Origin of the sequence: Methylosinus sp. RM1 (assembly GCF_011378635.1) — a bacterium.
GTDB classification, from domain to species: Bacteria; Pseudomonadota; Alphaproteobacteria; order Rhizobiales; family Beijerinckiaceae; genus Methylosinus; species Methylosinus sporium.
In genome coordinates this window covers 58,594-82,915 of sequence record NZ_WOVC01000009.1, presented here as the reverse complement: position 1 = coordinate 82,915, position 24,322 = coordinate 58,594, and the positions used below count along the sequence as shown (strand labels likewise).

20 protein-coding genes and 1 pseudogene are annotated in these 24,322 nt (G+C 64.9%); 8 read left to right on the top strand and 13 right to left on the bottom strand.

Annotated features, from left to right (window positions below; all coding sequences use genetic code 11):
* Positions 1-190: 190 nt before the first annotated feature.
* The 6 genes and pseudogenes from FMZ75_RS08575 to FMZ75_RS08555 form a co-directional block, all read right to left on the bottom strand.
* On the bottom strand, positions 191-2,320 hold the full coding sequence (locus FMZ75_RS08575) for a TonB-dependent receptor (protein WP_166142207.1): 2,130 nt from the start codon (positions 2,318-2,320) through the stop codon (positions 191-193).
* A gap of 105 nt (positions 2,321-2,425) precedes the next feature.
* A complete protein-coding gene (locus tag FMZ75_RS21895) occupies positions 2,426-2,527 on the bottom strand; it encodes a di-heme oxidoredictase family protein (RefSeq protein WP_370464693.1) in 102 nt (33 codons plus the stop codon).
* An 89-nt stretch (positions 2,528-2,616) separates the two neighbouring features.
* Positions 2,617-3,747, bottom strand: a pseudogene (locus tag FMZ75_RS08570) (di-heme oxidoredictase family protein); the annotation flags it as partial.
* The gene (locus FMZ75_RS08565) at positions 3,744-5,033 is read right to left on the bottom strand and encodes an ABC transporter substrate-binding protein (protein ID WP_370464691.1); all 1,290 of its coding nucleotides are present in this window, start codon (positions 5,031-5,033) and stop codon (positions 3,744-3,746) included. The gene FMZ75_RS08565 and the pseudogene FMZ75_RS08570, both read right to left, overlap by 4 nt.
* Positions 5,034-5,199: 166 nt before the next feature.
* Positions 5,200-5,991 (bottom strand): TOBE domain-containing protein, encoded by a 792-nt coding sequence (locus FMZ75_RS08560; protein ID WP_108917047.1) that lies wholly within the window; start codon positions 5,989-5,991, stop codon positions 5,200-5,202.
* 92 nt (positions 5,992-6,083) lie between these two features.
* Complete coding sequence (locus FMZ75_RS08555; RefSeq protein WP_142862642.1) at positions 6,084-6,980, bottom strand: N-acetylmuramic acid 6-phosphate etherase; 897 nt, start codon at positions 6,978-6,980, stop codon at positions 6,084-6,086.
* Positions 6,981-7,134: 154 nt separating this feature from the next.
* Here FMZ75_RS08555 and FMZ75_RS08550 point away from each other — a divergent pair, with 154 nt between their 5' ends.
* On the top strand, positions 7,135-8,166 hold the full coding sequence (locus FMZ75_RS08550) for an SIS domain-containing protein (protein ID WP_166142205.1): 1,032 nt from the start codon (positions 7,135-7,137) through the stop codon (positions 8,164-8,166).
* Positions 8,163-9,323 carry an N-acetylglucosamine-6-phosphate deacetylase gene (gene nagA / locus FMZ75_RS08545; RefSeq protein ID WP_166142203.1) on the top strand — a complete coding sequence of 387 codons (1,161 nt, stop codon included), beginning with the start codon at positions 8,163-8,165 and terminating at the stop codon, positions 9,321-9,323. Before FMZ75_RS08550 ends, nagA begins: the two co-directional genes overlap by 4 nt.
* A gap of 16 nt (positions 9,324-9,339) precedes the next feature.
* Here nagA and FMZ75_RS08540 read toward each other — a convergent pair whose 3' ends face one another.
* Positions 9,340-10,338, bottom strand: coding sequence for a glycoside hydrolase family 3 protein (locus tag FMZ75_RS08540; RefSeq protein ID WP_166142201.1), 999 nt, complete (start codon positions 10,336-10,338; stop codon positions 9,340-9,342).
* A gap of 134 nt (positions 10,339-10,472) precedes the next feature.
* On the opposite strand from FMZ75_RS08540, the gene FMZ75_RS08535 reads away from it, so the two are divergent.
* The 3 genes from FMZ75_RS08535 to FMZ75_RS08525 all read left to right on the top strand — a co-directional run bounded on the left by FMZ75_RS08535 (position 10,473) and on the right by FMZ75_RS08525 (position 12,099).
* Positions 10,473-11,402 carry a DMT family transporter gene (locus FMZ75_RS08535; RefSeq protein ID WP_166142199.1) on the top strand — a complete coding sequence of 310 codons (930 nt, stop codon included), beginning with the start codon at positions 10,473-10,475 and terminating at the stop codon, positions 11,400-11,402.
* 81 nt (positions 11,403-11,483) lie between these two features.
* Positions 11,484-11,672, top strand: coding sequence for a DUF3008 family protein (locus tag FMZ75_RS08530; protein ID WP_108917041.1), 189 nt, complete (start codon positions 11,484-11,486; stop codon positions 11,670-11,672).
* Positions 11,673-11,697: 25 nt separating this feature from the next.
* Positions 11,698-12,099 carry a four-helix bundle copper-binding protein gene (locus FMZ75_RS08525; protein ID WP_166142197.1) on the top strand — a complete coding sequence of 134 codons (402 nt, stop codon included), beginning with the start codon at positions 11,698-11,700 and terminating at the stop codon, positions 12,097-12,099.
* Positions 12,100-12,192: 93 nt separating this feature from the next.
* On the opposite strand, the gene FMZ75_RS08520 is transcribed toward FMZ75_RS08525, so the two are convergent.
* Complete coding sequence (locus tag FMZ75_RS08520; protein WP_166142195.1) at positions 12,193-12,828, bottom strand: TetR/AcrR family transcriptional regulator; 636 nt, start codon at positions 12,826-12,828, stop codon at positions 12,193-12,195.
* Between the two features lie 170 nt (positions 12,829-12,998).
* Here FMZ75_RS08520 and FMZ75_RS08515 point away from each other — a divergent pair, with 170 nt between their 5' ends.
* The 3 genes from FMZ75_RS08515 to FMZ75_RS08505 are packed head-to-tail and all read left to right on the top strand — an operon-like array spanning position 12,999 to position 18,951.
* Positions 12,999-14,657: an efflux transporter outer membrane subunit gene (locus FMZ75_RS08515; protein ID WP_166142193.1), complete on the top strand. Its 1,659-nt coding sequence runs from the start codon at positions 12,999-13,001 to the stop codon at positions 14,655-14,657.
* A complete protein-coding gene (locus tag FMZ75_RS08510; protein ID WP_166142191.1) occupies positions 14,647-15,816 on the top strand; it encodes an efflux RND transporter periplasmic adaptor subunit in 1,170 nt (389 codons plus the stop codon). Before FMZ75_RS08515 ends, FMZ75_RS08510 begins: the two co-directional genes overlap by 11 nt.
* A 15-nt stretch (positions 15,817-15,831) precedes the next feature.
* Positions 15,832-18,951, top strand: coding sequence for an efflux RND transporter permease subunit (locus tag FMZ75_RS08505; RefSeq protein ID WP_166142189.1), 3,120 nt, complete (start codon positions 15,832-15,834; stop codon positions 18,949-18,951).
* A 63-nt stretch (positions 18,952-19,014) separates the two neighbouring features.
* On the opposite strand, the gene FMZ75_RS08500 is transcribed toward FMZ75_RS08505, so the two are convergent.
* The 5 genes from FMZ75_RS08500 to FMZ75_RS08480 are packed head-to-tail and all read right to left on the bottom strand — an operon-like array spanning position 19,015 to position 24,317.
* Positions 19,015-20,397 (bottom strand): ATP-binding protein, encoded by a 1,383-nt coding sequence (locus tag FMZ75_RS08500; RefSeq protein WP_166142187.1) that lies wholly within the window; start codon positions 20,395-20,397, stop codon positions 19,015-19,017.
* A complete protein-coding gene (locus FMZ75_RS08495; RefSeq protein ID WP_207783348.1) occupies positions 20,384-21,880 on the bottom strand; it encodes a sigma-54 dependent transcriptional regulator in 1,497 nt (498 codons plus the stop codon). Before FMZ75_RS08495 ends, FMZ75_RS08500 begins: the two co-directional genes overlap by 14 nt.
* 30 nt (positions 21,881-21,910) lie before the next feature.
* Positions 21,911-22,960, bottom strand: a complete 1,050-nt coding sequence (gene hypE, locus FMZ75_RS08490; protein WP_166142185.1) for a hydrogenase expression/formation protein HypE — start codon at positions 22,958-22,960, stop codon at positions 21,911-21,913.
* Complete coding sequence (hypD, locus tag FMZ75_RS08485; RefSeq protein WP_166142183.1) at positions 22,957-24,090, bottom strand: hydrogenase formation protein HypD; 1,134 nt, start codon at positions 24,088-24,090, stop codon at positions 22,957-22,959. Before hypD ends, hypE begins: the two co-directional genes overlap by 4 nt.
* Positions 24,087-24,317, bottom strand: a complete 231-nt coding sequence (locus FMZ75_RS08480; RefSeq protein WP_166142181.1) for a HypC/HybG/HupF family hydrogenase formation chaperone — start codon at positions 24,315-24,317, stop codon at positions 24,087-24,089. The genes hypD and FMZ75_RS08480 overlap by 4 nt, the downstream gene beginning before the upstream one ends.
* Between the last annotated feature and the right edge of the window lie 5 nt (positions 24,318-24,322).

The following is a 24,322-nucleotide window of genomic DNA, read 5'->3' as shown; positions in this document are numbered from 1 at the left end:
CGCCCATTTGCCCCATTGGTAGCCGCGCCGCGCCCGCTTGCAAAGCGTCGCCGTCGGGGCCGGCCGGCGCGCGGCCAGCCCCACGCGAGCCGTTGCGCTATCCGATCCAATTGGATCGGATAGCGCTGTAGATTCTCGCGTGGGAGCGAATTCTGATCGATCGAACGATTCCGTTCGATCGGAAAGCGCTCTAGAACGTCGCCTTGGCGCCGAGAAAGAAGCTGCGCCCCGCCTCGGGATAGCCGTCGGTGAATGTGTAGGCGGTGTCGAACATGTTGCGCACCCCGCCTTCGATCTTGAAATTCGGATGCAGCTGATATTCGGCCGTGAAATTGGCCAGGAAAAAGGCGCCGGTCCGATAATAGATCGTCCCCGCCGTGTTCGAGGTCCAGCGATTGCTGTTCATCTCGACATTGGGCGTCAGCGTCAGCCCGTCGAACGGCCGCCAGCCGGCGTAGAGGAACATTTTGCCGTCCGGCACGCCCGTCGGCTGGAAGTTGAGGATGTAGGGCGCATAGACCGAGCGGCGCATCAGCGTCAGATTGCCGCCCAGCGACAGCTCGTCGGAGGCGCGATAATCGACCGTGACCTCCCCGCCCCAGAAGCTGGCGTCGCCGACATTCTGGCTCTGGGTGACGCTCGCGCCATAGGCGGGCGCCGGCACGGATTGGATCAGATTGCGGACGATGGAGTGGAAGGCGTCCAATTGAATGCGGCTGCCCGGCGCGAACTCGCTCGCCCAGCCGATGTCGAAATTGATCGCGCGCTCGGGCATCAGTCCGGGGTTGGAGGTGGCGCCGCCGAAACGCGAGCTGAAACGCTCGAAGATGGTGGGGAAGCGCTCGCGGTCGGAGACGTTGAAATAGACTTTGTCGGTGTCGCTGTAACGCCAGATGGCCGCGCCCTGGAAATTGGGGGCCTGCACATCCCGCAGCTGATAGCCGATGACGCCCGTGCCGACCACGAAATCCTCCGCCTTGCGCAGATGGCGCCAGTCATAGGCGAAGCCGCCGACGAGATCGATGTCCTTGGTCGGATGAAAGGTGTTCTCGACCGCGATCGAATAAGTGTCTTCCTGCGTGTAGACGATCGGTTGAGTGAAGCAGATGACGTTTATGACGCATCCGGTCGATTTATTGGCGACATTGACGCCGTAATATTCCTGCCAGGTGGCGTGCTCGTCGAAGCGATAGTGGCCGGCGATCTTCAGCGTGTCGAGCTCGCCGAAATCATGCCCGGCCTCTATATCCGCGCCGAGCGCATAATCCTGATAATAGCTGCGGAAGGCTTTGGCCGAGGATTGATAGGCCAGGAAGGGGTCGTTGTAGGAGAAGAGATCATTATCGAACTTGCTCCAATAGGCCTTGGTCTTCACATAGGACGAATCGCCGATCTTGGTGTTGGAGAGGAAATAGAGATTCTGCACGCGCCAATAGGGCCAGCGCCAATAGCGCTGGCTGTTCAGCCCGTCGGTCGTGTGATAGGGCGCGCCCTTCTTGCCGTCCTGGCGGATGAAGCTCAGCGAATATTCGTCGGTGTCGTTGGGCGTGTAGCCGGCCTTGGCGTTGAGGCTCCAATCATAGGTCCCCGAATTGCCGCGGAAGCCCTCGCCCTGATTATTGGTGGGCGTATAGCTCTCCGGCAGCATCCAGCCGCGCAGATCGCGCCAGGAGCCGCTGAGCTGGAGATAATAATTATCCTGCTTCGTGCCGAGCAGCGCATAGGTCTTTATGCCCTCATAGCTGCCGTCGCGGCCGAATTCGAGGCCGGTGCGCAACTCGCCCTCTATCTCCTTCGTCGGCTTGCGGGAGACGAGATTGATCTGGCCGCCCATGCCGCCCGGACCGTCCAGAACGGAGACATAGCCCTTGGCGATCTGCACCGAGGCGACGTCCGGCGTCATGAAGCGCGCGAAATCGAGGCGATTGTCGGCAGGCAGATAGACGCGAACGCCGTCGATGGTGAGCGGAACCTGCCAGCGGTCGAAGCCGCGCACATAGATGTTCTGCTCATTGCGCGTGCCGCCTGTCGAATTGCTGACGACGCCGGCCGCGAGATTGACGGCGCGATCGAGCGAATCGCGCTGGAAGGTCTCGTTCTGGCGGTTGCTGATTGTCACGCCGCCATAAGAGTCGGTCTGCTGCAGCGGCGCCGGGCCGTCGTCCTTCTTCTTGTCGAGCGGAAGAGCCTTGTGCTCGAGGCCGACGTGAATCTCGCCGAGATCGAAAGGCTGCGGCTGCTCGGCGGCGAGCGTTGCGCCGCTCGCGATGAGCGCGGCGACGCTGGCGGCGCCCAAGGGCGCGAATTTGCTGAGTTTCATCGTTCTTCCCCCGATTGTCCCATAGTCCCGACGCCCCCTCGCCAGCCGTCCCCCACTCAGCGGGAGAGGGGGCAGATTCCGCGCTTCATCGAGATTTCGCGTCCATTAGAGCGACCCCAAAAATGCGAGCAGCGCCTCGCGCTCCGCGTGCGTCAGGCCGCGAAACCGCTGCGCCGCGTCCTCCGCCTCTCCGGCGTGCCAGAGGATCGCTTCCGTGACGCTGCGGGCGCGGCCCCGTCATGGAGAAAATCCGCGGGCGTTCCAAAGCGCCCGGCGAGGCCGAGGCCCCATAGCGGCGGCGTGCGCCAGTCGCGCGGACCGGCCTCGAAATCCTCGCGCCCGTCGGCGAGCCCATCGCCCATGTCGTGCAGCAGAAGATCGCTATAGGGATGAATCTCCTTCCCGCTCAGCCAGGGCGCGTAGGCGGCCTCTCCGAGCGTCATCGTCTCGCGATGGCAGGCGGCGCAGCCGATATCGCGGAACAGCGTCTCGCCTTTGGCGACGCGCGGATCGGAGAGATCGCGGCGGGCCGGAACGGCGAGGCCGCGCATATAGGCGAGCGAAGCCTCGAGCCGCGCGTCGGAGAGCTCGATCTCCCGTCCCGCCGCCGCGCGGCATTCCGACTGCGCAGCGGTGCAATTGGGTTCGGGGAAGAGATAGGAGGAGATGCCGATGTCCTCGGCGAAGGCGTTGGCGATCTGCTGGCGCAGATTGGGCTGATTGGCCTTCAGGCCGAAGCGGCCGAGCGCCATGCGGCCGGCCGCCATGTCATAGACATGGTTCGGCCGGCCGCGGCTCTGGCCCGCCGCATAGCGCAAAATCTCCTCGTCGGGCACGGCCTCCAGCAGGCCGAGTCCGAAGACCGGAGGCGCATTGCGCAGCGAAATCCGCACATCGTCGCCGAGCGGTCCATAGGCGAGATCACGAAAGGAGAGGCGCGGCCGACGCAGTGAAACGGCCTCGCCATCGGGAAGGCGCGTCTCGACTTCGTCGAACGCCACGATCGCGCGGCCTTCGCCGGCGACGCCGGGATTGCCCTCCGGATTGAGCTGGCCGCCATAGGTCGGATGCGGCGACGGCCCGCCATGGGCGTCGCGGCCGGGCAGGCCGAGCCGCACCACCATGGCGCGGGCGATCCCATTCTCCGGGTCCGGCGCCGGGCCGCGGCCGTTCTTGACGTGGCAGGCGATGCAGGAGAGTCGATTATAGAGCGGCCCGAGTCCGGTGATTTCGCTCTGATCCTGCGACGGGCCGATGACCCAGGCCTGGCGAAACAGCGCGTTCCCCTGCCGAAAGGCGCGCAAAAACCCCTCGTCCAGCCCGACGAAGGGGCGGGAAAAAGCATCGCCGTCGAGCTTGGGATTCTCATAGGGCGCGCCGGCGGTCAGAACGAACAGCGCGAATGGGAGGAGAAGCCGCCGCCTCACAGACGCGGCTCGGCGGAGGCGACGAGGCTCAGCGCCTCGGCTCGGGCCGATGAAATTTCTGCGCGCCAACGGGCGGCGAGATCGCCGTCCTTCAGCTCGCGGCTGGAAAAACGATCGAGAAAAGCGGGGTCTTTCGCCTGCGCCTCGGAAACGGGCGTGAAGCCGGCGAGCTTGCGCGCCTTGGCGACGGCGGCGCTTCCCGCGGCGTCCGGGGCGGCCGCGAGCCGCGCTTCGGCGGCGTGAATGGCGCGCCATAGGCGCTGCGTCTCGGCGTGGCGCTCTGTAATGGCGAAATCGAACAGCACGCTGACGACGCCGGGCCGCCGCCGACCGATCTCGGAATCATAAGGGTAGAAGGTTCCCGGCGGCAGGGCGAAAGGATCGACGACGGCGGCCGGCTTGTCGGCATAGGCGTCAGGCCGGGCCGGATGGCGGCTGCTGTCGGCCTCCATCATCAGCTTTTGGCCCTTGGTCGAAAGCATGAAATCGACAAAGGCTTTGGCGGCCTCGAGGCGGCGCGTCCCCGCGGTGACGGCGATATGGGCCGGCAGAAAGGCGGTCTTCTGCGGATAGACGAAGGAAATCTTCTCGCCATTGGCCAGCGCGCCGAAAGCGAAGAAGTCGATCGTCAGGCCGAGCGCCGCGCGCCCTTCTTTCACGGTCGCCGTCGGGCCGGCGCCGGAGCCGAGCAGCTCCGCGCCGCCGGCGATCTCGGCGAGCAGCGCCCAGCCGCGCTCCCAGCCCTCCGATTGCAGGACGATGTCATAGAGCGCCGGCGAGAAGCCGACCTTGGCCGGAATGGGCATGACGATGCGGCCGGCATAAGCGGGCGCGGCGAGATCGCTCCAGCTCTCGGGCAGCTTCAGCCCGTCGCGGGCGAGCGCGGCCGGATCGACGACAATGCCATAGCCGGCGACGTCATAGGCTTCGAACAGCCCATTGGGATCCGAGAGAAGCTGCCCGCCGAGCCGCCCCGGCAGAGCGGCGCGGTCGACCGAGACTTTCTGAAAGGCGCCGCGGTCTCGCAATATAGGGAAATTTCCGAGAGCGGGCGCCCAATAGACGTCGGCGCCGCCCTGGTCCGTCTCGCTCAGCATGGCGAGCGCGTCGCGCGACTGCTTCCAGACGAATTGGACGTGAACGCCGGGATGGAGCTTCTCGAACTCGGATTCATAGCGAGTCGTCAACTCTTCCGGGAAGCTGGTGACGACCACGAGGCGCTGGTCCGCGGCGCGCGCGGGCCTGCCGAGCAGAGCGACGCCGAGCGCAGACGGAATGCCCGCCACCACGCTGCGGCGGCTGGGGCGAAGGGAGAGGCGATTCGTTATGTCTCGGTGATACATAATGAAAACATAAAAGCGCCGCCGCGGGCGTGTCAATCGACACGAGCGCTCATTTTCCGGGCGAGACGCCTGCGGATTGAACTTTCAACCGGCGATATGAATTTCGATTTCAGTCTACCGCGAGTATGACGTCGGTCGGGCTGAAGCTGGCGACGGCGCGCTCGCCTTCCGCTATGCCGAGATCTTCCGCCGTCTGCCGCGGCACGACAGCGTGCATCGTCTTGCCCGCGCCGATGTCGAGCAGCACCTCGCTGTTGCGCTCTGCGTCGATTCGTCGCCGCACCACGCCGGTGAACTGATTGCGCACGCCGGGGGGCGTGTGCTCGGGCGTGGTGAGATGGACGAAGGAGGATTTGATCAGCGCCAGCGTCTTGCGTCCCGGCTCCAGGCCGAGCTCGACCGCCGAGTCGTTTGTGACGATGGCGTGAATGGAGGTCTCCGGCGAGACGCGCAGCAGAACCTCGACATCGACGGGCCATTTCTTCACCGAGACGACTTCCGTCTGAAATACATTGCGTGCAGAAATTTTGACGCCCACGCTCCAGAGCAGAAAATCATCCTGATCCTCGAGGCCCTCTTCGGCGATGAGCGAGGAGATGCGCGACAGCCGCTCCTCCAGACGATGAAAGGTGGCGATGAGCCGGCGCCCTTCCGCCGTGACCTCGGCGCCGCCGCCGGAACGGCCGCCGGCCTTTGTCACAAAAGCGGGGCTCGGCAGCAGATTGTTGATCGCGTTCACGGCGTCCCAGGCCGTCTTATAGCTGAAGCCCACGACCTTCGCGGCCTTGGTGATGCTGCCATATTCGGCGACAGCCTCGAGCAGCTTGATGCGATCGCGCCCGACGAGAAAGCGCCCTTCGCTGCGAAGCGCCAGCAGCGCGTCGATCTTGTTGACTGTCATGCTCTCACGATTCCCTTTCGGCGAATAATTATACGTCTTCGTCGAATACGCATCAAAATTCGAACCGTCGGGGCCCGGATGCCGAAGAATTTTCAAATCGGCGCGCCGGCCAGAGCCTCCACGGCGCGGCGCAAATGGCCGCGCGCGTCTTCGAGCGCGGCGCGCGCCTCATCGAGTCCATGGCCCTGGAGAAGAAGATAGGCCAGCTTGACGCTGCCGTCGGCGCGACGCAGCGCCGCGTCTATTTCGGCGGCGTCGCGGCCGCCCGTGAGGCGCGCGAGAATGCGCTCGCTGCGGCGCAGGAGCTTTTTGTTGGAGGCCTGCACATCCACCATCAGCCCTTCATAGACGCGTCCTTGCAGAATCATCACCAGCGAGGAGAGCATCAGCAGGGCGATGCGCTGCGCCGTGCCCGCCTTCATGCGCGTCGAGCCGGCGATCGCCTCCGAGCCCGTGTCGAGAAACAGCGCATGTTCCGCCGCCGCGAGCAGCGGCGCATCGCGATTATTGGCGACGCCGATGGTCAGCGCGCCGCGCCGCGCCGCTTCGCGCAGGCAGGCGAGCGTGAAAGGCGTCGTGCCGCTGGCGGCGACGGCGATGACGACATCGGCCTCGCCGATCGCATGGCGGCGCATCAGCTCGGCGCCGCGCTCGGCCTCGTCCTCGGCGCCTTCGACGGCTTTCAGCAGCGCATCGTCGCCGCCGGCCATCAATAGCAGCAAGCGCTCCTGCGGCCAGCTGAAGGTCGGCGTCAATTCGGCGCCGTCCTGCACAGCGAGCCGGCCGGAGGTTCCTGCGCCGACATAGACGATGCGTCCCCCACGCGAGAGGCGCCGCACGACGGCGAGCGCCGCGGTCTCGATCGCCGGACGCGCAGCGCGCACGGCGGCGACGGCGGCGAATTGCCCCTCGATCATCGCATCGAGAATCTCGCGCGGCTCCCATGCGTCGATCGACGAATAGCGCGGGCTCGGACGCTCCGTTTCCATGCGATGTCTCCTTTGAAGACAAGAATTCGTCCCTCGACGCGAAATCGCAAGCGAAGGCGCTGCCGCGCGAGGGGATTTCGCGCTCGCCCGAAGCGCGTTCTTGTGACATATAGGCGCGGGCGGGGGGCGTGACGAAGCTGCAGCAGAGCCGCCGATGATCATGCGAGACAATCGAATGGCGATCGAGGCGCGCGAGGCGCCTCATGCGGTCGCGCGGCAGCAGGAGCAGCTCGCTCCGCGTCTCGCGCCGCTCGTCGCGCGCTTGCGCGCTGTCGATCCGCGCGTCGTCGTCACCTGCGCGCGCGGCAGCTCCGCTCATGCGGCGACATTCGCCAAGCATCTCGTCGAGCGCGGCCTCGGCGTTCCCGTCGCCGCCGCTGCGCCGAACATCGCCAGCGTCTATGGCGGCTCGCTGCGGCTCGACGGCCAATTGTTTCTGGCGATCTCGCAATCGGGCGGCAGCAATGATCTGATCGAGCTGGCCGCCGCCGCGCGCCGCAGCGGCGCCGTCACCGTCTGTCTCGTGAACGAAGTGGAGAGCGATCTCGCTGCGCAATGCGAATTCGTTCTGCCCATGGCGGCGGGGCCGGAATTCGCCGTGCCGGCGACCAAGACCTTCATCGCTTCGCTCGCCGCGCTCACGCGTCTCGTCGCATCATGGTCGCAGGATCGCGCGCTCGATGACGCGCTCGCGCGCCTGCCGGAGCGGCTCGCGCGCGCTTGCGAGCTCGATTGGTCGCGCCTCGTCGAGGCGTTCGCGCGCGCGGAAAGTCTCGTCGCCATCGGGCGCGGGCCGACGCTCGCCATTGCGCGCGAAGCGGCGTTGAAGCTGAAGGAAACCGCCAATCTCCACGCCGAAGCCTTCAGCTCGGCGGAATTCATGCACGGGCCGGTGTCGCTGGTCTCGCCGCTCTATCCGATCTTGATGCTGACGCCGACCGATGAAGCGGCGATCGGAATGCGTCGTCTTGCCGAGGATTTGCGCGGCAAAGGCGCGGCGCTCTTCACCACCGATCGCGAGGACGAGACGCGCGGCCGCCTGCCGGCGCTCGCGCCCGACCATCCCGAGACCGACGCCATCTGCCTCATTCAGAGCTTTTACGCCATGGCGGCGCGACTCGCCGTCGTGCGCGGCGTCGATGTCGATCGTCCCCGTCATTTGCAGAAGGTGACGCGCACGCGATGAGCGAGGAGCCGCGCCGGATGATCGCCGCCGATGTCGTCTTCGACGGCGAATCGGCCCATCGCGACTGCGCCGTGGCGATAGAGGGCGGAGACATCGCCGCGCTCATTCTGCGCCGTGAGATTCCGCGCGGCGCCGATGTGTTCGAGTTGCCGAAAGGCGTCTGGCTCGCGCCGGGATTCATCGATATTCAGGTGAATGGCGGCGGCGATGTTCTGTTCAATGACGCGCCGACGCCGCAGGCGATCGCGACGATTCTCCACGCGCATCGCAAATATGGCGCGACGTCGCTGCTGCCGACGCTGATCACCGACACGGATGAGAAGATGATCGCGGCCAAGCGCGCCGTGACCGATATCATGCCTCATGCGCCCGGCGTGCTGGGCGTGCATTTCGAAGGGCCGTTCATCTCGCCGGAGCGATTGGGCGTGCATCGCGCCGATCTTCGCCGCGCGCCTTCGCCGCATCATGTGGACATGCTCGCGCCGCCGCGTGGCGGCGTATCGCTCGTCACGCTCGCGCCGGAGGAGACGCCGCCGGGCTTCATCGCCGAGCTCGTCGCGGCCGGCTGCAAGGTCGCGCTCGGCCATTCCATGGCGAATTACGCGCAGACGCGCGAAGCGATGACGGAGGGCTTGACCGGCTTCACCCATCTCTTCAACGCCATGCGTCCGCTCGCCAGCCGCGAGCCGGGGCCGATCGCGGCGGCGCTCGAATCGTCGTCCGCCTATTACGGGCTGATCGTCGATGGCGAGCATGTCGCTCCGGCGATGCTGCGTCTCGCTCTGCGCGCCGGTCTCGGCCATCCCATGCTCGTCACCGACGCAATGCCGCCGGTCGGCGGAAGCGGGAAGGGATTTGCGCTGCAAGGCCAGGAGATTCTCGTGCGGGACGGTCGCTGCATGACGGCGCAGGGCGCGCTCGCCGGCGCTTCGCTCGATATGGCGAGCGCTGTGCGCAATTGCGTGTCGCTGCTCGATCTGCCGCTCGAACGCGCGCTCGTCTTCGCCTCCACCAATCCGGCGAATTTTTTGGGGCTCGGCAAGAGGCTCGGCCGGCTCGTCGCCGGCTATCGCGCCGATATGACCGCCTTCGATCCGCAGACTCTTCGCATCGTTTCGACCTGGGTCGCTGGCGAGCGCTCCGCCGAAGAATGGTGAAAGAGCGATGCGCGCTTCACGCCTTCAGGCGTCTTATGCGCTCGATCGCGGCGCGCGCATTGTCGGCGAGCGACGCATCCTTCGCGCAGGCGTCGAGCAGATTTTGCGCATAGCGCGCCGACTCCGCTTGCTCGTCTTTCATATTATTGCCGATGAGGATGAAATCCGCGCCGGCGCGTAGCGCGCATAATGCGGCGTCGCCGGTGGTCATCAGCTTCTGCACGCCTTGCATCTGAAGGTCGTCGGTCAATATCACGACGCCCGGCGCCGATCGGCGCAATTTGCGCACGGCGACGGAAGAGAGACAGCAGGGCGTGTCTTGCTCCCATTGATTCACCACGCCATGGCTGAACAAGACCATGGGAACGCGCGGCGCCAGCGTCTCGAATATCTTCACCTGCGCATCGGTGAGGCAGTCGGAAAGATCCATCACATGATCGTGCGGATTGACCTTGGCGCCGCCGGTTCCGGGAAAATGCTTGAGACACAGCTTCAGCCCCGTGGCGCGCGCGACCTCGACGAGCGCGCCGACGCAATCCTCGACCACGCGCGGATCGGCGGAAAAGCTGCGCTGCGCCGAGCCTATGTCGGGACTGTCTGGATTTATGTCGAGATCGACGACGGGCGCGAGATCGGCGTCTACGCCGAGATCGCGCAATTCCGTAAAGGCCGGACGCAATGCGTCGAGCCGTTCCTGCGGCGTCAGCCGGCCGAATTGGCGCGCGCTCGGCAGCGGCGCGAAGCCGCGTTCTTCCTTCAGCCGCCGCACCTTGCCGCCCTCCTGATCGATGAAGATCAGCGGGCGCGTCGGCAACGCGTGTATCTCCGCGCAGAGCGCTTTCACTTGCGCGGGATCGAAAATATTGCGCTCATATTTGCGATCCGTGCAGTCGTAATCGAAGAGGATGACGCCGCCGAGCCCATAGTCGCGCGCGAAATCGCGCAGCCAGGGCGGAACATGCGGCGTGCGGAAGCCGAGCAGGAAGAGCTCGCCTATGGGAATTGGCGCGGACATGCGCGTTGAGATGGCGCATCGCGCCGCATCGTCAAACGCGCCGGGCGAAATTGCGGCGAAAAGGAGAAGCTCGCGCTTTCCCTCTCGCTCGATTATGAGTGCGGCGCAGCGAAGTTTCGAGCGGGAGATATGCGATGAGCGAGGAGGTCGCCGAGGGCGCGCCGCAAACGGCGCGATACGCCACAGGCGCGATGTTCGGCGTTTCCGCGGTCACTGTCTGGGCGACTTGGCTCGTCGTCACACGGCTCGGCGTGACGACGACGCTCTCCGTCTATGATCTCACAATGCTGCGCTTCGGCGCCGCCGGCCTATTGCTGTTTCCGATCGTGCTGCGCAAGGGGCTCGCGCTCGAGCGGCTCGGCGCGTTGCGTCTCTTCATTCTCGTCTGCAGCGCGGGCGCGCCTTATGTGCTCGTCGCCGCCAGCGGGCTCAGGCTGGCGCCGGTCGCTCATGCGGGCGCGCTGCTGCCGGGCTCTATGCCGCTCTTCGTCGCGCTTCTGTCGTTTCTTCTGACCCGCGAGCGCTTCGCCGCGAGCCGGCTCATCGGCTATGCGCTCATCGCCATCGGCGGCGCGGCCATAGCGGGGCCGACGGCCGTCTCGTTCGGCGATACGCAGATAGGGCATATTCTGCTGCTGGTCGCCGCCTTCATCTGGGCCGGCTACGCCATCGTGTTGCGCGCGTCCGGCCTCGATTCCCTGCACGCCGCGGCGCTGGTGTCGACAGGCTCGCTCATTCTCTACGGGCCCGTCTATCTCGCCTTTCACGGGCTGCACGGCATGGATGCGCCGCTGCGCGACATTGTGATTCAGACCTTGTTTCAGGGCGTCATGGTCTCGATCGTCGCGCTGTTTCTGTTCGGCAAGGGCATAGAGCTTCTCGGCGCTTCGGCCGGCGCCGCCTTCTCGGCGCTGGTGCCGCCCATGGCGGCGCTGATCGCAATTCCCTTGCTCGGCGAAACGCCGTCGCTCATCGAGCAGATCGCGCTGCTCTGCGTCTCTCTCGGCGTCTATCTCGCGAGCGGCGGCAGAGCGCCCAGCCTGCGCATAGGGCGGCGCGGCTGACGGAACCACGCCCGCCCGCGCGGGTTATCCTCCGCCCCGCGTCGCCTTCCCGCGGCGCGAAAAATCCAAGGGAGGGAGTCCATGCCCGCCAAATCCAAGGCTCAGCAAATGGCGGCCGGCGCCGCGCTCGCGGCCAAGCGCGGCGAGATTCCGAAGAGCGAGCTCAAAGGAGCCTCGCGCTCCATGCTCGATTCGATGAGCGAGAAGCAGCTCGAGGAATTCGCCGCCACCAAGCGCAAGGGCAAGCCGCAGCACGCGGCCAAATCATGATTGCCCAATAGAGGAGGACGCCTCAATGCATGTGGAAGCCATCATCGCCAGTCATCCGCAAATGCGCGGCCGCGCCGACGCGGCGCTCGTCGGCTGCGTCGAAGCCTGTTTCGATTGCGCTCAGGCCTGCTCTGTCTGCGCCGACGCCTGCCTTTCGGAGGAGAATGTCGCGGATCTGCGTCGCTGCATCAGGCTCGATCAGGATTGCGCGGACATATGTCTCGCGACCGGCGCCATAGCCTCGCGTCGCAGCGCGACGGATGAGACGGCGATGCGCGCCATTCTACAAGCCTGCGTCGATATGTGTCGCGCCTGCGAGAAGGAATGCCGCCGCCACGCCAAGCATCACGAGCATTGTCGCATCTGCGCCGATGTGTGCAAGGAATGCGAAGGCGCCTGCCGTCGCGCAATGGGTTCCGCGCATTAGGCCGCACGCGTTTGGAAACGCGTCGAACGATCGCGACTTCGCCCCTCTCCTGCCGTCAGGGGGAGGGCATCGCGTATGTCGCGCGAATCGCGCTCACGCTTTATAGGCCTTCAAAAATACGGCGAGACCAGACTCCATCACGCGCTGATATTCGGCCTCGCTGCGCAGGTCCAATCCCAGCGCGACGCGCATCGGCAGGTCCGAGACGGTGAGATGCAACAGATGCTCCGCCGCCATTTGGGCGTCGTCGATGGCGAGCAGCCCTCGCGCCTTCGCCTCCTCGAGATAGTTGGAGACCAGATCGAGGACATTCTGCTTGCCGCTGTTGAAATAAAGGTGACAGAGTTCGGGGTAGCGCCAGCGCTCGCTCGACACCGCTTGAAAAAAGGCCGCCCATTCCTTGGTCAGGAAGCGCGCGACGAAATGTCCGCAGAGCTCGCGTAACGCCTGCTCGACGCCGGCTCCGAAATCGGGCTCGGGAACATCGGTGCATTTTTGGCTGCATTCGATCTCGATGAGATTGCGAAACAGCGCCTCTTTGCTGGGGAAATAGGCGTAGAGCGTCGCTTTCGACACGCCGGCCGCGCGCGCGATCGCGTCCATGGACGTATCGGCGAAGCCCTGCTCCAGAAATTGCGTCCGCGCCGCCGAAAGGATCTGACATTCCTTTCGGTTCGGCACATGCTCCGCGCACGCCTCGGTCGCGGTCCATTCCGCTCCCTCGGTCATATCCTCGGTTCCGCCCGTTCCATTCTGTCCCCTTCGCCCGTTCCCGGGTCTTTTTTCAGTCTCGGCGCGCTTTCGCCAGCCCCGGGAAAAACTGAACCGTTCAGTTTCAGCATTGACACTCTGCCTTTGCGTTTATATTAAAACTGAACGGTTCAGTTTTCGAGAGGGTCATGCCGAAATTTTCGCGAAGCCTTATCCGAGAAGCGAAAACTGCGCCTAGGCGGGGGATAGCACGCGCCGCCGCCGCTGGGGCAGTCACATTCGCGGCTTCGGCGCTCACCGCTTGCGCTGTCGGGCCGGATTTCGTTCCGCCCCCGGCGCCCGCCGACGCAGGCTACGGCAAGATAGGAGCCAAGACGGAGGCGGCCGCGGTGGCGGGCGGGGCTTCGCAGCGCTTCGCCCATGGCCGCGACGTGCCGGGCGAATGGTGGAAGCTGTTTCGTTCCAAGCAAATATCGGCGCTGGTCGCCGAGGCTGTGGCGAATCACCCGGACATTATGGCGGCCGAGGCCGCGCTGCGTCAGGCGCGCGAGACGATAGAGGCCAATTCGGCCACCTTTCTGCCGCAGGCCACGCTCGGCGACAGCTATACGCGGCAGCAATCGACGACGGCGCAATACGCCGGCATCTCCTCGTCGAGTTCGTCGTCGTCTTCGTCCTCGTCTTCTTCGTCCAGCTCGGCCTCGACCTTTGTCTACGGGCTGCACAACGCCAATGTGTCCGTGTCCTTCTCGCCGGACGTGTTCGGAAAATCCTGGCGCACATTGGAGAGCGACACGGCCGCCGCCGAGCAGAAGCGTTTCCAGCTCGAGGCGACCTATCTCGCGCTCACCGCCAATGTCGTCACCGCGGCGATCTCCGACGCCTCCTACGCCTCGCAGATCAAGGTGACGCGCGATCTCATCGCCGCCTATCGCACGCAGCTCGATCTGCTGGAGAAGCGATTCGAGCTCGGCGCCGTCAGCCAGGCCGATGTGCTGTCCGAGCGCGCGCAGCTCGCGCAGGCGGAGGCGACGCTGCCGCCGCTGGAAAAAGCGCGCGCGCAGAATCGCAATCTGCTGATGGCCTATCTCGGCCGTCTTCCCAACGCCGACAAAGGCGAGGCCGTCGACCTTTCCGGCCTGCGCCTGCCCGGCGAATTGCCGGTCAGCCTGCCTTCGACTCTGGTGCGCCAGCGGCCGGATATTCTCGCCGCCGAGAATCAAGTGCATCAGGCGAGCGCGCAGATCGGCGTCGCGACGGCGAACATGCTGCCGCAATTCACGCTCAGCGCCACGGGTGGGACGCAGGCGACGAATTTCACCTCGCTGTTCACGCCGCAGACCATGGTCTACACGCTCGCCGCGCAGGCCTCGGCTACGGCCTTCGACGCCGGCTCGCTGTTCCACACGCGCGAGGCCAAGGTCGCGGCCTTCGAGCAATCGGCGGCGCAATATCGCTCCACGGTCATCTCCGCTTTCCAGAATGTCGCCGATTCTCTGCAGGCCGTGAAGCACGACGCCGGCACGCTGCGCGCGCAAGTGGCGGCGGAGAAGGCGGCGGCCGAGAGCCTCGAGATCGCGCGCGCGCAATATCGCGCCGGCTCGACGACCTATTCGATCGTGCTGAACGCCGAGCAGACTTTGCTCAATGCGCGGCTCAATCGCGTCAAGGCGCAGGCGGCGCGCTTCGCCGATACGGCGGCGCTGCTGCAATCGCTCGGCGGAGGCTGGTGGAACCGCATAGACGAGACGCCGGCCTCGCAGGCCAAGCCCACGGATATTATCGCTACATCGCCGATCGCCGCGGCGATCAGAGCAGAGGCGGAGGACGCTCGAGATGGTCGCTAGAACCTTGCTGCAGGATCGTTTCGGAGCCCTGGCGAAACCGATGGCGATCATGCTCGCGATCGTCGCGCTGGTCTTTGGCGGACTCTATGGCTTCAACGCCTTCCGCAACATGATGATCAAGGGTTTTCTCGCCTCCATGGCCAATCCGCCGCAGACCGTCTCGGTCACGACCGCGGGATTTCAGGAATGGCGCTCCAAGCTCACTGCGGTCGGCACGTTTCGCGCAGTGAACGGCGCGGATCTGTCGCTGGAGGCGTCCGGCATCGTCGAGAAGATTCACTTTCAGTCCGGTCAGCAAGTGGAGGCGGGTCAGCTGCTGCTGGAATTGCGCAAGGACACGGATATCGCCAGGCTCGCCGCGCTGAAGGCCTCCGCCGAGCTCGCCGGGGTCAATCTTCGCCGCGATCAGGCGCAGCTGAAGATTCACGCCGCGAGCCAGGCGAGCGTCGACACCGACCTCGCCAATCTCAAGAGCGCGGAGGCGGAAGTCGCGCAGCAGGAGGCGGTGATCGCGCAGAAGACTCTGCGCGCGCCTTTCGGGGGGCGGCTCGGCATTCGCGGCGTCGATCTCGGCCAATATATCGGCGCGGGCTCGGTCATCGTGACGCTGCAGGCGCTCGATCCGATCTATCTCGATTTCACTCTGCCGCAGCAGGCGTTGAACGGCATAGAGGTCGGCCAATCGATCGACGCCGGCGTCGATGCTTTTCCGGGCAAGAAGTTCACCGGCAAAATCGTCGCGATCAACTCCAAGGTCGATCAGGCGAGCCGCAATGTGCAGGTGCGCGCCAGCCTCGCCAACGCCGATCACAAGCTCACGCCCGGAATGTTCGCTCAGATCGACATAGCGACTGGAAATCCCGAGCGCCTCATCACTCTGCCGCAGACGGCGATCGTTTATGCGCCCTTCGGCAATTCGGTGTTTCTCGTTCAAAAGAGCGCGGCGGCCGACGACAAGGGCGCGGGCCTCTCCGCGCAGCAGGCTTTCGTGCGCCTCGGCGCGACGCGCGGCGACGAGGTCGCGGTGCTCGAGGGCGTCACGGAAGGCGCGACCGTCGTCACCGCTGGACAGGTGAAGCTCAGAAACGGCTCGCCGCTGAAAATTTCCGACACGCCGCAGCCGCCGGTCGATCCCGATCCCAAGCCCGTGGATCAGTGAACGGAGACAACGAATATGCGTTTCACCGACATTTTCGTGCGTCGCCCGGTGCTCGCCTCGGTGGTGAGCCTGCTGATCCTGGTGCTGGGCCTGCGCTCGCTCTTCACCCTGCCGACGCTGCAATATCCGCGCACGCAAAACGCCGTCGTCACGGTGACGACCTCTTATTTCGGCGCCGATCCCGCGACTGTCGCCGGCTTCGTCACCACGCCGCTCGAGAACGCCATCGCGCAGGCCAACGGCATCGACTATCTCACCTCGACGAGCCAGGTCGGAACGAGCACGATCACCGCCAATCTGCGGCTCAACTATGATTCCGGCAAGGCGCTGACCGAGATCAGCACCAAGATCGATTCGGTTCTCAATCAGCTGCCGTCGGCCGTGCAGCGTCCGGTCATCACGGTGAAGATCGGCCAGACCACCGACGCCATGTATATCGGCTTCAATAGCGATATTCTGACGTCGAGCCAGGTCACCGATTATCTGATCCGCGTCGTGCAGCCGCGCCTGCAATCGGTGCCGGGCGTGCAGACGGCCGAGCTCATCGGCGGCAAGACTTTCGCGCTGCGGGCGTGGCTCGATCCGGTCAAGCTCGCCGCCTATGGCCTCACCGCCAGCGAGCTCAGCGCGTCGTTGCAGGGCAATGACTATATCGCCGGCCTCGGCTCGACCAAGGGCGAGATGGTGCAGGTGACGCTCACCGCCGCGACCTCGATGCATTCGCTCGAGGAGTTCCGCAATCTCGTCGTCAAGCAGGTGAACGGCGCCAATGTGAAGCTGCGCGACGTCGCCAATGTCACGCTCGGCTCGGAAGATTACGAATCCGCCGTGGCCTTCAACGGCAAGCAGGCGGTCTATATCGGCATTCTCGTCGCGCCCAACGCCAATCTCCTCGATGTCGTCAAAGGCGTCAAAGAGGCCTATCCGGATATTCTGAAATCGCTGCCGCAGGGTTTGAACAGCGATATCGTCTATGACACGACCGACTTCGTGAACAGCTCGATCGACGAGGTGATTCACACGCTGATCGAGGCCATCCTCATCGTCACCGGCGTCGTGTTTCTGTTTCTCGGCTCCTGGCGCTCGGTGGTCATACCGATCGTCGCCATTCCTCTGTCGCTCATCGGCACATTCACCATTCTGCTGGCGCTCGGCTTCTCGATCAATCTGCTCACACTGCTGGCGCTGGTTCTGGCGATCGGTCTCGTCGTCGACGACGCGATCATCGTCGTCGAGAATGTCAATCGCCATCTCGCCGACGGCATGAAGCCTTTCGACGCGGCCTTGCAGGCGGCGCGCGAGCTCGCCGGGCCGATCATCGCCATGACCATCGTGCTGATCGCCGTCTATGTGCCGATCGGCTTTCAGGGCGGCCTCACAGGCGCGCTCTTCGTCGAATTCGCCTTCACGCTCGCCGGTTCGGTGACGGTCTCGGCGATCATCGCGCTCACTCTTTCTCCGGTCAGCTGCGCGCTGGTGCTGAAGGCGCCACAACAAGGCGAGGAGACGCTGGAGACGAAGATCGTCGCTTATATCGACGCGAAAATGGACTGGCTCAAGGAGCGCTATCAGCGCCTGCTCGAGCGCTCGCTCCATTTCGTGCCGGTGACGCTCGCTTTCGGCGGCCTCGTGCTCGTGAGCATCTATTGGCTCTATTCGAACTCGAAGAACGAGCTCGCGCCCAACGAAGACCAAGGCGTCGTCTTCGCGCAATCGACCTCCGCGCCCAACGCCACGCTGAAGCAGAAGCTCTTCTATGGCGATCAGGTCTACAAGACCTTCGCCAAGCATCCCGAAATGACGAGCTCGTTCCAGATCGTCACGCCCGGCCTCATCTTCGGCGGCCTCGTTCTCACGCCGGCCGACAAGCGCAAGATCGGCGCCGAGCAGATGCAGCAGACGCTGCAGCAGGAGCTGGCGCAGTCGGTGCCGGGACAGCGCCTCGTCACCTTCCAGCCGCAGCCGCTGCCGGGCTCGAATGGTCTGCCGATTCAATTCGTGGTGCAGAGCACCGACACGTTCGACAAGATGAACGACATCTCGCGCGACTTCCTCTCCAAGGCGCTGGCGACGGGCAAGTTCATGTTCCTCGACACCGATCTGAAGATCGACCAGCCGCAGATGTCGCTCGTCATCGATCGCGAGAAGACGGCGCAGCTGGGGCTCAAAATGGTCGACGTCGGCGGCGCGCTCACCACGGGGCTGAGCGGCGGCTACACGCAATATTTCGGGCTGGACGGACGCTCGTACAAGGTCATCCCGCAGATGGCGCAGCAGTTCCGGCTCAATCCGGATCAGATATTGAGCTATTACATCAAGACCGCGGACGGCTCCTCCGTGCCGCTGTCGACGGTGGCGAAGTTCCAGACCATGGTCGTGCCGGAATCGCTCAACCACTTCCAGCAGATCAACTCCTTCACCATCTCCGGCGTCGCCGCGCCCGGCGTCATCGCCGGCGAGGCGTTGGAGACGTTGAAGGAAGTCGCCGCGCAAACGCTGCCGCCCGCCTACACGATCGACTACGCCGGCGCCTCGCGGCAGTTCGTGCAGGAGTCGAGCGGCTTCGCCGTGACCTTCGGCTTCGCGCTGATCATCATCTTCCTGGCGCTCGCGGCGCAATTCGAGAGCTTCCGCGATCCGCTCATTATTCTCGTCTCCGTGCCCATGTCGATCGCCGGCGCGCTCGTCTTCATCATGCTGGGCTTCGGCGGCGCGAGCATCAACATCTACACGCAGGTGGGCCTCGTCACACTGATGGGCCTCATCAGCAAGCACGGCATTCTCATCGTCGAATTCGCCAATGAGCAGCAGCATCTCGGCAAGTCGAAATATGAGGCGATCATAGAAGCGACCTCGATCCGCCTGCGGCCGATCCTGATGACGACGGCGGCCATGGTGCTCGGCGTGCTGCCGCTCATCATGGCGAGCGGCGCCGGCGCGGCCTCGCGCTACAATATGGGCCTCGTCATCGCCTCAGGCCTGTCGATCGGCACATTGTTCACGCTCTTCGTGCTGCCGGCGGTCTATCTCGTGCTCGCCGCAGATCACTCGAAGACGCGCGAAGCGAGCGCCGTCGATTTCGATGATGCGCATGACGCGCATGGCGAGAGTAAGATTCGCGTCGTCGCCTCTTGAGGCGACGGCATATGCGGAGCCGAAGACTCGCGGTCCACCGCCCCACCCCCGGGCTGCGGGTCTTCAGGTTCGCGTCTCGCCGTCCTCGGCGCGCGGCAATCGAAGCGTGAAACGCGCGCCGCCTTCGGGCGGCGCTTCGTATTCGATCGAGCCGCCATGTTCATGGGCGATCGAATAGCTGATCCACAATCCGAGCCCGGTGCCTTCGCCGACGGCCTTGGTGGTGAAGAACGGCTCGAAGATCCGGCCGCGCAGCGCCTCCGGCACGCCCTTGCCATTGTCGTCCACGACCACGATCGCGCAATCGCCTTCGCCGCGCGTGGTGATGGAGACGATCGGCTGCTCCACCTCGCGCACGGCGTCGAGCGCATTGTCGATGAGATTGACCAGCACCGAATGAATCTGGCCGCTCTGTCCCGAGGCGTAGAGCTCGGGCTCGAGATCGGCGACGACGCGCGCTTTGGCCTTCTTGCTGCGCGAGGCCCATTGCGCGGCGGTCTCCACCACTTTCGACAATGACACCGCCTCGCGCGGCGCCTTGGTGCTGAAGGAGAGGCGCCGCAAATTCTTGACGATCTCGCTGATGCGCACGGCGCCTTCCAGCGTGCCGTCGATCAAGGGCTGGAGATCGGAGAGAATGGCGTCTATGCCGCTCGCGCGTCGCAGCGTCTCGCGCTCCTTCGCGCTCGCGCCGGCATGAATCGCCTCGAGATAGGCGGCGATCGCCTTGCGATAGCGGTCGAGCGTATGAATATTGCCATAGACGAAGCTGATCGGATTATTGAGCTCATGCGCGACGCCGGCGACGAGGCGGCCGAGGCTCGCCATTTTCTCCTGCTCGACGAGGCGCGATTGCGCCTGTTGCAGATCGACATGGGCGCGATGCAGCGCCTCATAGGCGCGGCGCAATTCGCCGATCGGCCGGCCAGTGAAGACCGCGCCGGCTCTGCGCCCATCCGAATCGAACAAAGGCGAGCAATTGATCGCCATCAGATCGGACGGGCCGTTGCTCGTGCGGAAACGCGATTCGACGCTGGTCGGTTCGCGCGCCTGTCCGGCGACGATGGCGGCGGCGCGCGCCTCGTCCTCCACGATGAACAGCGTCGCCACAGAGGCGCCTTTCAGCTCCGCCTCGCCGCGCCCAGCGAGCGCCTCGAAAGCGGGATTGACTTGCAGAATAGCGCCGCGCTCGTCACAGACGATCAGCACGTCCGAGACGGAGGCGATGACGCTCTGAATGAAATTGCGCGCGGCCTCGAGCTCGCCATTCTTGCGCTCGAGATCGGCCTCATAGCCGATGAGGTCCGTATAGACCTCGTCCATCTTCTTGATGACTTCGAGCCAGACGGACTCGCCGCCTTCCGACAGCGCAATCTCCTCCTTGCCCGCGACCAGCGCGATGAGATCGCCATGCTTGGCGTAGGATTTGACGTCAGCTTTCGTCATCGACGACGCGGGAGATGTCATAGCGGGCGATCTTGCTGCGTAGGCCGACGCGCGACAGTCCGAGCTCGTCGGCCACATGGCTGATGTTGCGTCCGTTGCGTTCCAGCGATTCCTTGATCAGCGCGCATTCCAGCATCTCGACGCGCTCCTTCAGCGTGAAGCGCTGCTGGTCGTCGCATGTGGTCGTCGCGCGATGATCGGTTATGCAAGGCGACAGCAGGCCCGGCGGCAGATTGGCGTCGCCGTCGCTCAGCGCCACCATGCGCTGAATCTCATTGTGCAGCTCGCGCACATTGCCGGGCCAGCCATAGCGCTCCATCAGCCGCAGCGTCTCCGGCTCGAAGCCCGGTACGCGCCGATTGAAGGTCTGGTTCACGGCGACGAGTATGCGCGCGGCGATGATGGCGATGTCGCAGCGCCGCTCGCTGAGCGGCGGCAGATGGATCGGAAAAGCGGCGAGGCGATAATAGAGGTCGCGGCGAAAACGTCCGGCCTCCACATCGGCGACGATATTGCGATTGGTGGCGGCGATGACGCGCACATCGACGCGGCGCGGACGCTGCGCGCCGAGCGGCCGAATCTCGCCCTCCTGCAGCACGCGCAGCAGCTTCACCTGAAAGGACGGCGAGGTCTCGCCGATCTCGTCGAGAAAGATCGAGCCGCCATCCGCGACCTCGAACAGGCCGACGCGATCCTGATAGGCGCCGGTGAATGCGCCTTTCTTGCAGCCGAACAATTCGCTCTCGAGCAATTCATCCGGCAGCGCGCCGCAATTTTCGACGACGAAACTCTTCTCGCCGCGCGCCGAGCCGTGATGAATGGCGCGCGCCAGCAGCTCCTTGCCCGTGCCCGAGGCGCCGGTGATGAGCACGGAAATGTCGTATTCCGCCGCGCGCCGCGCCAGCGCGAGCGTCTGGCGCATCGGGCTTTCCGGCGCATGGACGATGCGGCCGAACTCGAACATGCGTCGCTCGGCGCGGCGTCTGTCGCTGGCGAGCCGCTGCAAGCGCTCATGCGAGGGCTTGGCCTCGAGCGGCGGCGCGGCGCCGCCATCCTTCTGCGCCGCATAGAGCTGCGCGGCCTCGCGCACCGATCGGATGAGCTTGTCCGGATCCCAGGGCTTGGTCACATATTGAAAAATTCCGGCCTCATTGACGCCGGCGATAATATCTTCCGCATCCGTATAGCCGGAGATGATCATGCGCACCGGCTCCGGCCAATGCTCGCGCACGCGCGTCAAAAATTCGACGCCGCTTTCGCCCGGCATTCGCTGATCGCAGAGGATCACCTGCACCAAATCGCCGGCGAGCACGGCCTCCGCCTCGGCGGCGCTGCTCGCGCAGACGATCTGAAACTCGCCGCCGAGCACGCGGCGCAGCGATTCGAGCGAGCGCTTCTCGTCATCGACGATGAGCACAGTGGCGCCGCGGGAGATCGGCGTCGCCTCGCTCTCCATCTCGCGGCTGTCCTCGTGCTTGTTCATCTCGACGCCTCGCCTCAAAACAAAAAGACTCTAGCAGATGCGCGGCAATTGCTCGCCGGAGAGCCAGTCGATGATGCGACCGCCGCCGAAAGCGGTCGTCATCTGCACGAAGCAATGCTCATCGGCGACGATCTCGCCGATGCGCGCCGCCTGCGCGCCCAGCGGATGCGCGCGCATCGTGGCGAGCAGCGCATCGGCGGCCTCGCGCGCGACCACTGCGAGGAGCTTGCCCTCATTGGCGACATGCAGAGGATCGAGCCCCAGCAGCTCGCAGGCGGCGGCCACTTGCGGCGCGATAGGAATGGCTTTCTCGTCGATGCGCACGCCGACGCGCGATTGATGCGCGATCTCATTGAGCGTCGCCGCTACGCCGCCGCGCGTCGGATCGCGCATCAGACGAATCGCGTCGCCAGCGGTCTCCACCATAGCGGCGACGAGCTCGTGCAGCGCCGCCGTGTCGGACAGCACTTCTGTATCGAAGGAGAGATTCTCGCGCTTCGACATGACCGCGACGCCATGATCGCCGATGGAGCCGGAGAGCAGCACGACATCGCCCGGCCGCGCTCTGTCGCCGGACAGCGCGAGCCCGGCCGGAATGATCCCGACGCAGCTCGTCGAGATAAAGACGCCATCCGCCTTGCCGCGCTCCACCACTTTGGTGTCGCCGGTGACGACGGCGACGCCGGCCGCGCGCGAGGCTTCGCCCATGCTCTGCGCAATCAGCCTCAGCTCGGCGAGCGGAAAGCCTTCCTCTATGATGAAGCTCGCGGACATATGCAGCGGCCGCGCGCCGGCCATGGCGACGTCGTTGATCGTGCCGTGCACGGCGAGCTTGCCGATATCGCCGCCGGGGAAGAACAAGGGCGAGACGACATAGCCGTCCGTCGTCATCGCCATGCGTCCGGCGGGAATGTCGAAGGCCGCCTGGTCATTGCCGGCGGCGAGCCATTCATTGTCGAAGGCGGCGTGAAAAATCTCGCCGATCAGCCGCGCCATGGCGCGTCCGCCGGAGCCGTGCGATAGCTCCACGCGGCCATTGCGGAGATCGAGCTTGCGGCCTGCCGGCTCATGCTTGTTCATGACGCTTTCCGCGTTTCGTTCTGATATTGCCGGAATCTTCCATAAGCCCAATAGGCCGCGCAAGAGCCTTCCGAGGAGACCATGCAGGAGCCCATTGGCGTCTCCGGCGTGCAGGCCACGCCGAACAGCTTGCAATCCTGCGGACGCTTCTGCCCGCGCAGAATCGCGCCGCATTCGCAGGCCGGATTATCGCGCGCCGGCTTGGTCTCCATGGCGAAGCGGCGCTCTGCGTCATAGTCGGCGTAGGCTTCGCGCAGCTTCAGCGCGCTGTGCGGAATCTCGCCGAGCCCGCGCCATTCGAAGGCCTCGCGCAGCTCGAAAATCTCCGCGACTTCGTCGATGGCTTTGGCGTTGCCGCTCTCGGTGACGGCGCGGCGATATTGATTCTCGATCTCGCAGCGGCCCTCGTTGATCTGCCGCAGCAGCATCAAAATGGCCTGCAGCACATCCAGCGGCTCGAAGCCGGCGATGACGACGGGCTTGTGATAATCGCTCGCGAAACGCCGATAGGGCGCGGAGCCGATGACGGTGGAGACATGCGCGGGGCCGACGAAGCCTTCGATCTCCACGCCATTGTCGGTGTCGAGAATGGCCTGCATCGCCGCCGGCGTCAGCACATGATTGCAGAAGATGGAGAAATTCGCGAGGCCCTTCTTCTGCGCGAGGCGAATGGCGACCGCGGTCGGCGGCGTCGTCGTCTCGAAGCCTATGGCGAAAAAGACGACTTGGCGCTGCGGCTCCTTCTCGGCGATGGCGATGGCGTCGAGCGTCGAATAGACCATGCGAATATCGGCGCCGTTCGCCTTGGCTTTCATTAGGCTGGAGCCGCCGGAGGCCGGCACGCGCATCAGATCGGCATAGGTGCAGAGCGTCACCTCCTCGCGCGCGGCGAGGCGAATGGCGTCGTCTATGCGGCCCATCGGCAGCACGCAGACGGGGCAGCCGGGGCCGTGAATGAGACGGATATTTTCGGGCAGCAAATCCTCTATGCCATAGCGCGAGATCGCATGCGTATGGCCGCCGCAAAACTCCATGAAGCGATATTGTCGATCGCTCTGCGCTTCCGCGGTGATGCGCTGCGCTATGGCGCGGGCGAGATCGCCGTCGCGATATTCGTCGACATGCCTCATTGCGCGTCTCCCAGCGCCGCGGCCTCGCGCAGCAGAGCGAGCGTCGCCATCGCTTCTTCCTCGTCGATCTTGGCGAGCGCATAACCGACATGTAGCACGACATAATCGCCGATCGTAAGACCATCGACGAGCGCGACAGACACGAGCTTGCCGACGCCATCGACGCTGACGCGCGCCATATCGTCGGGCAGCAACTCCTCCACGCGAGCGGGAATGGCGAGGCACATTTGCG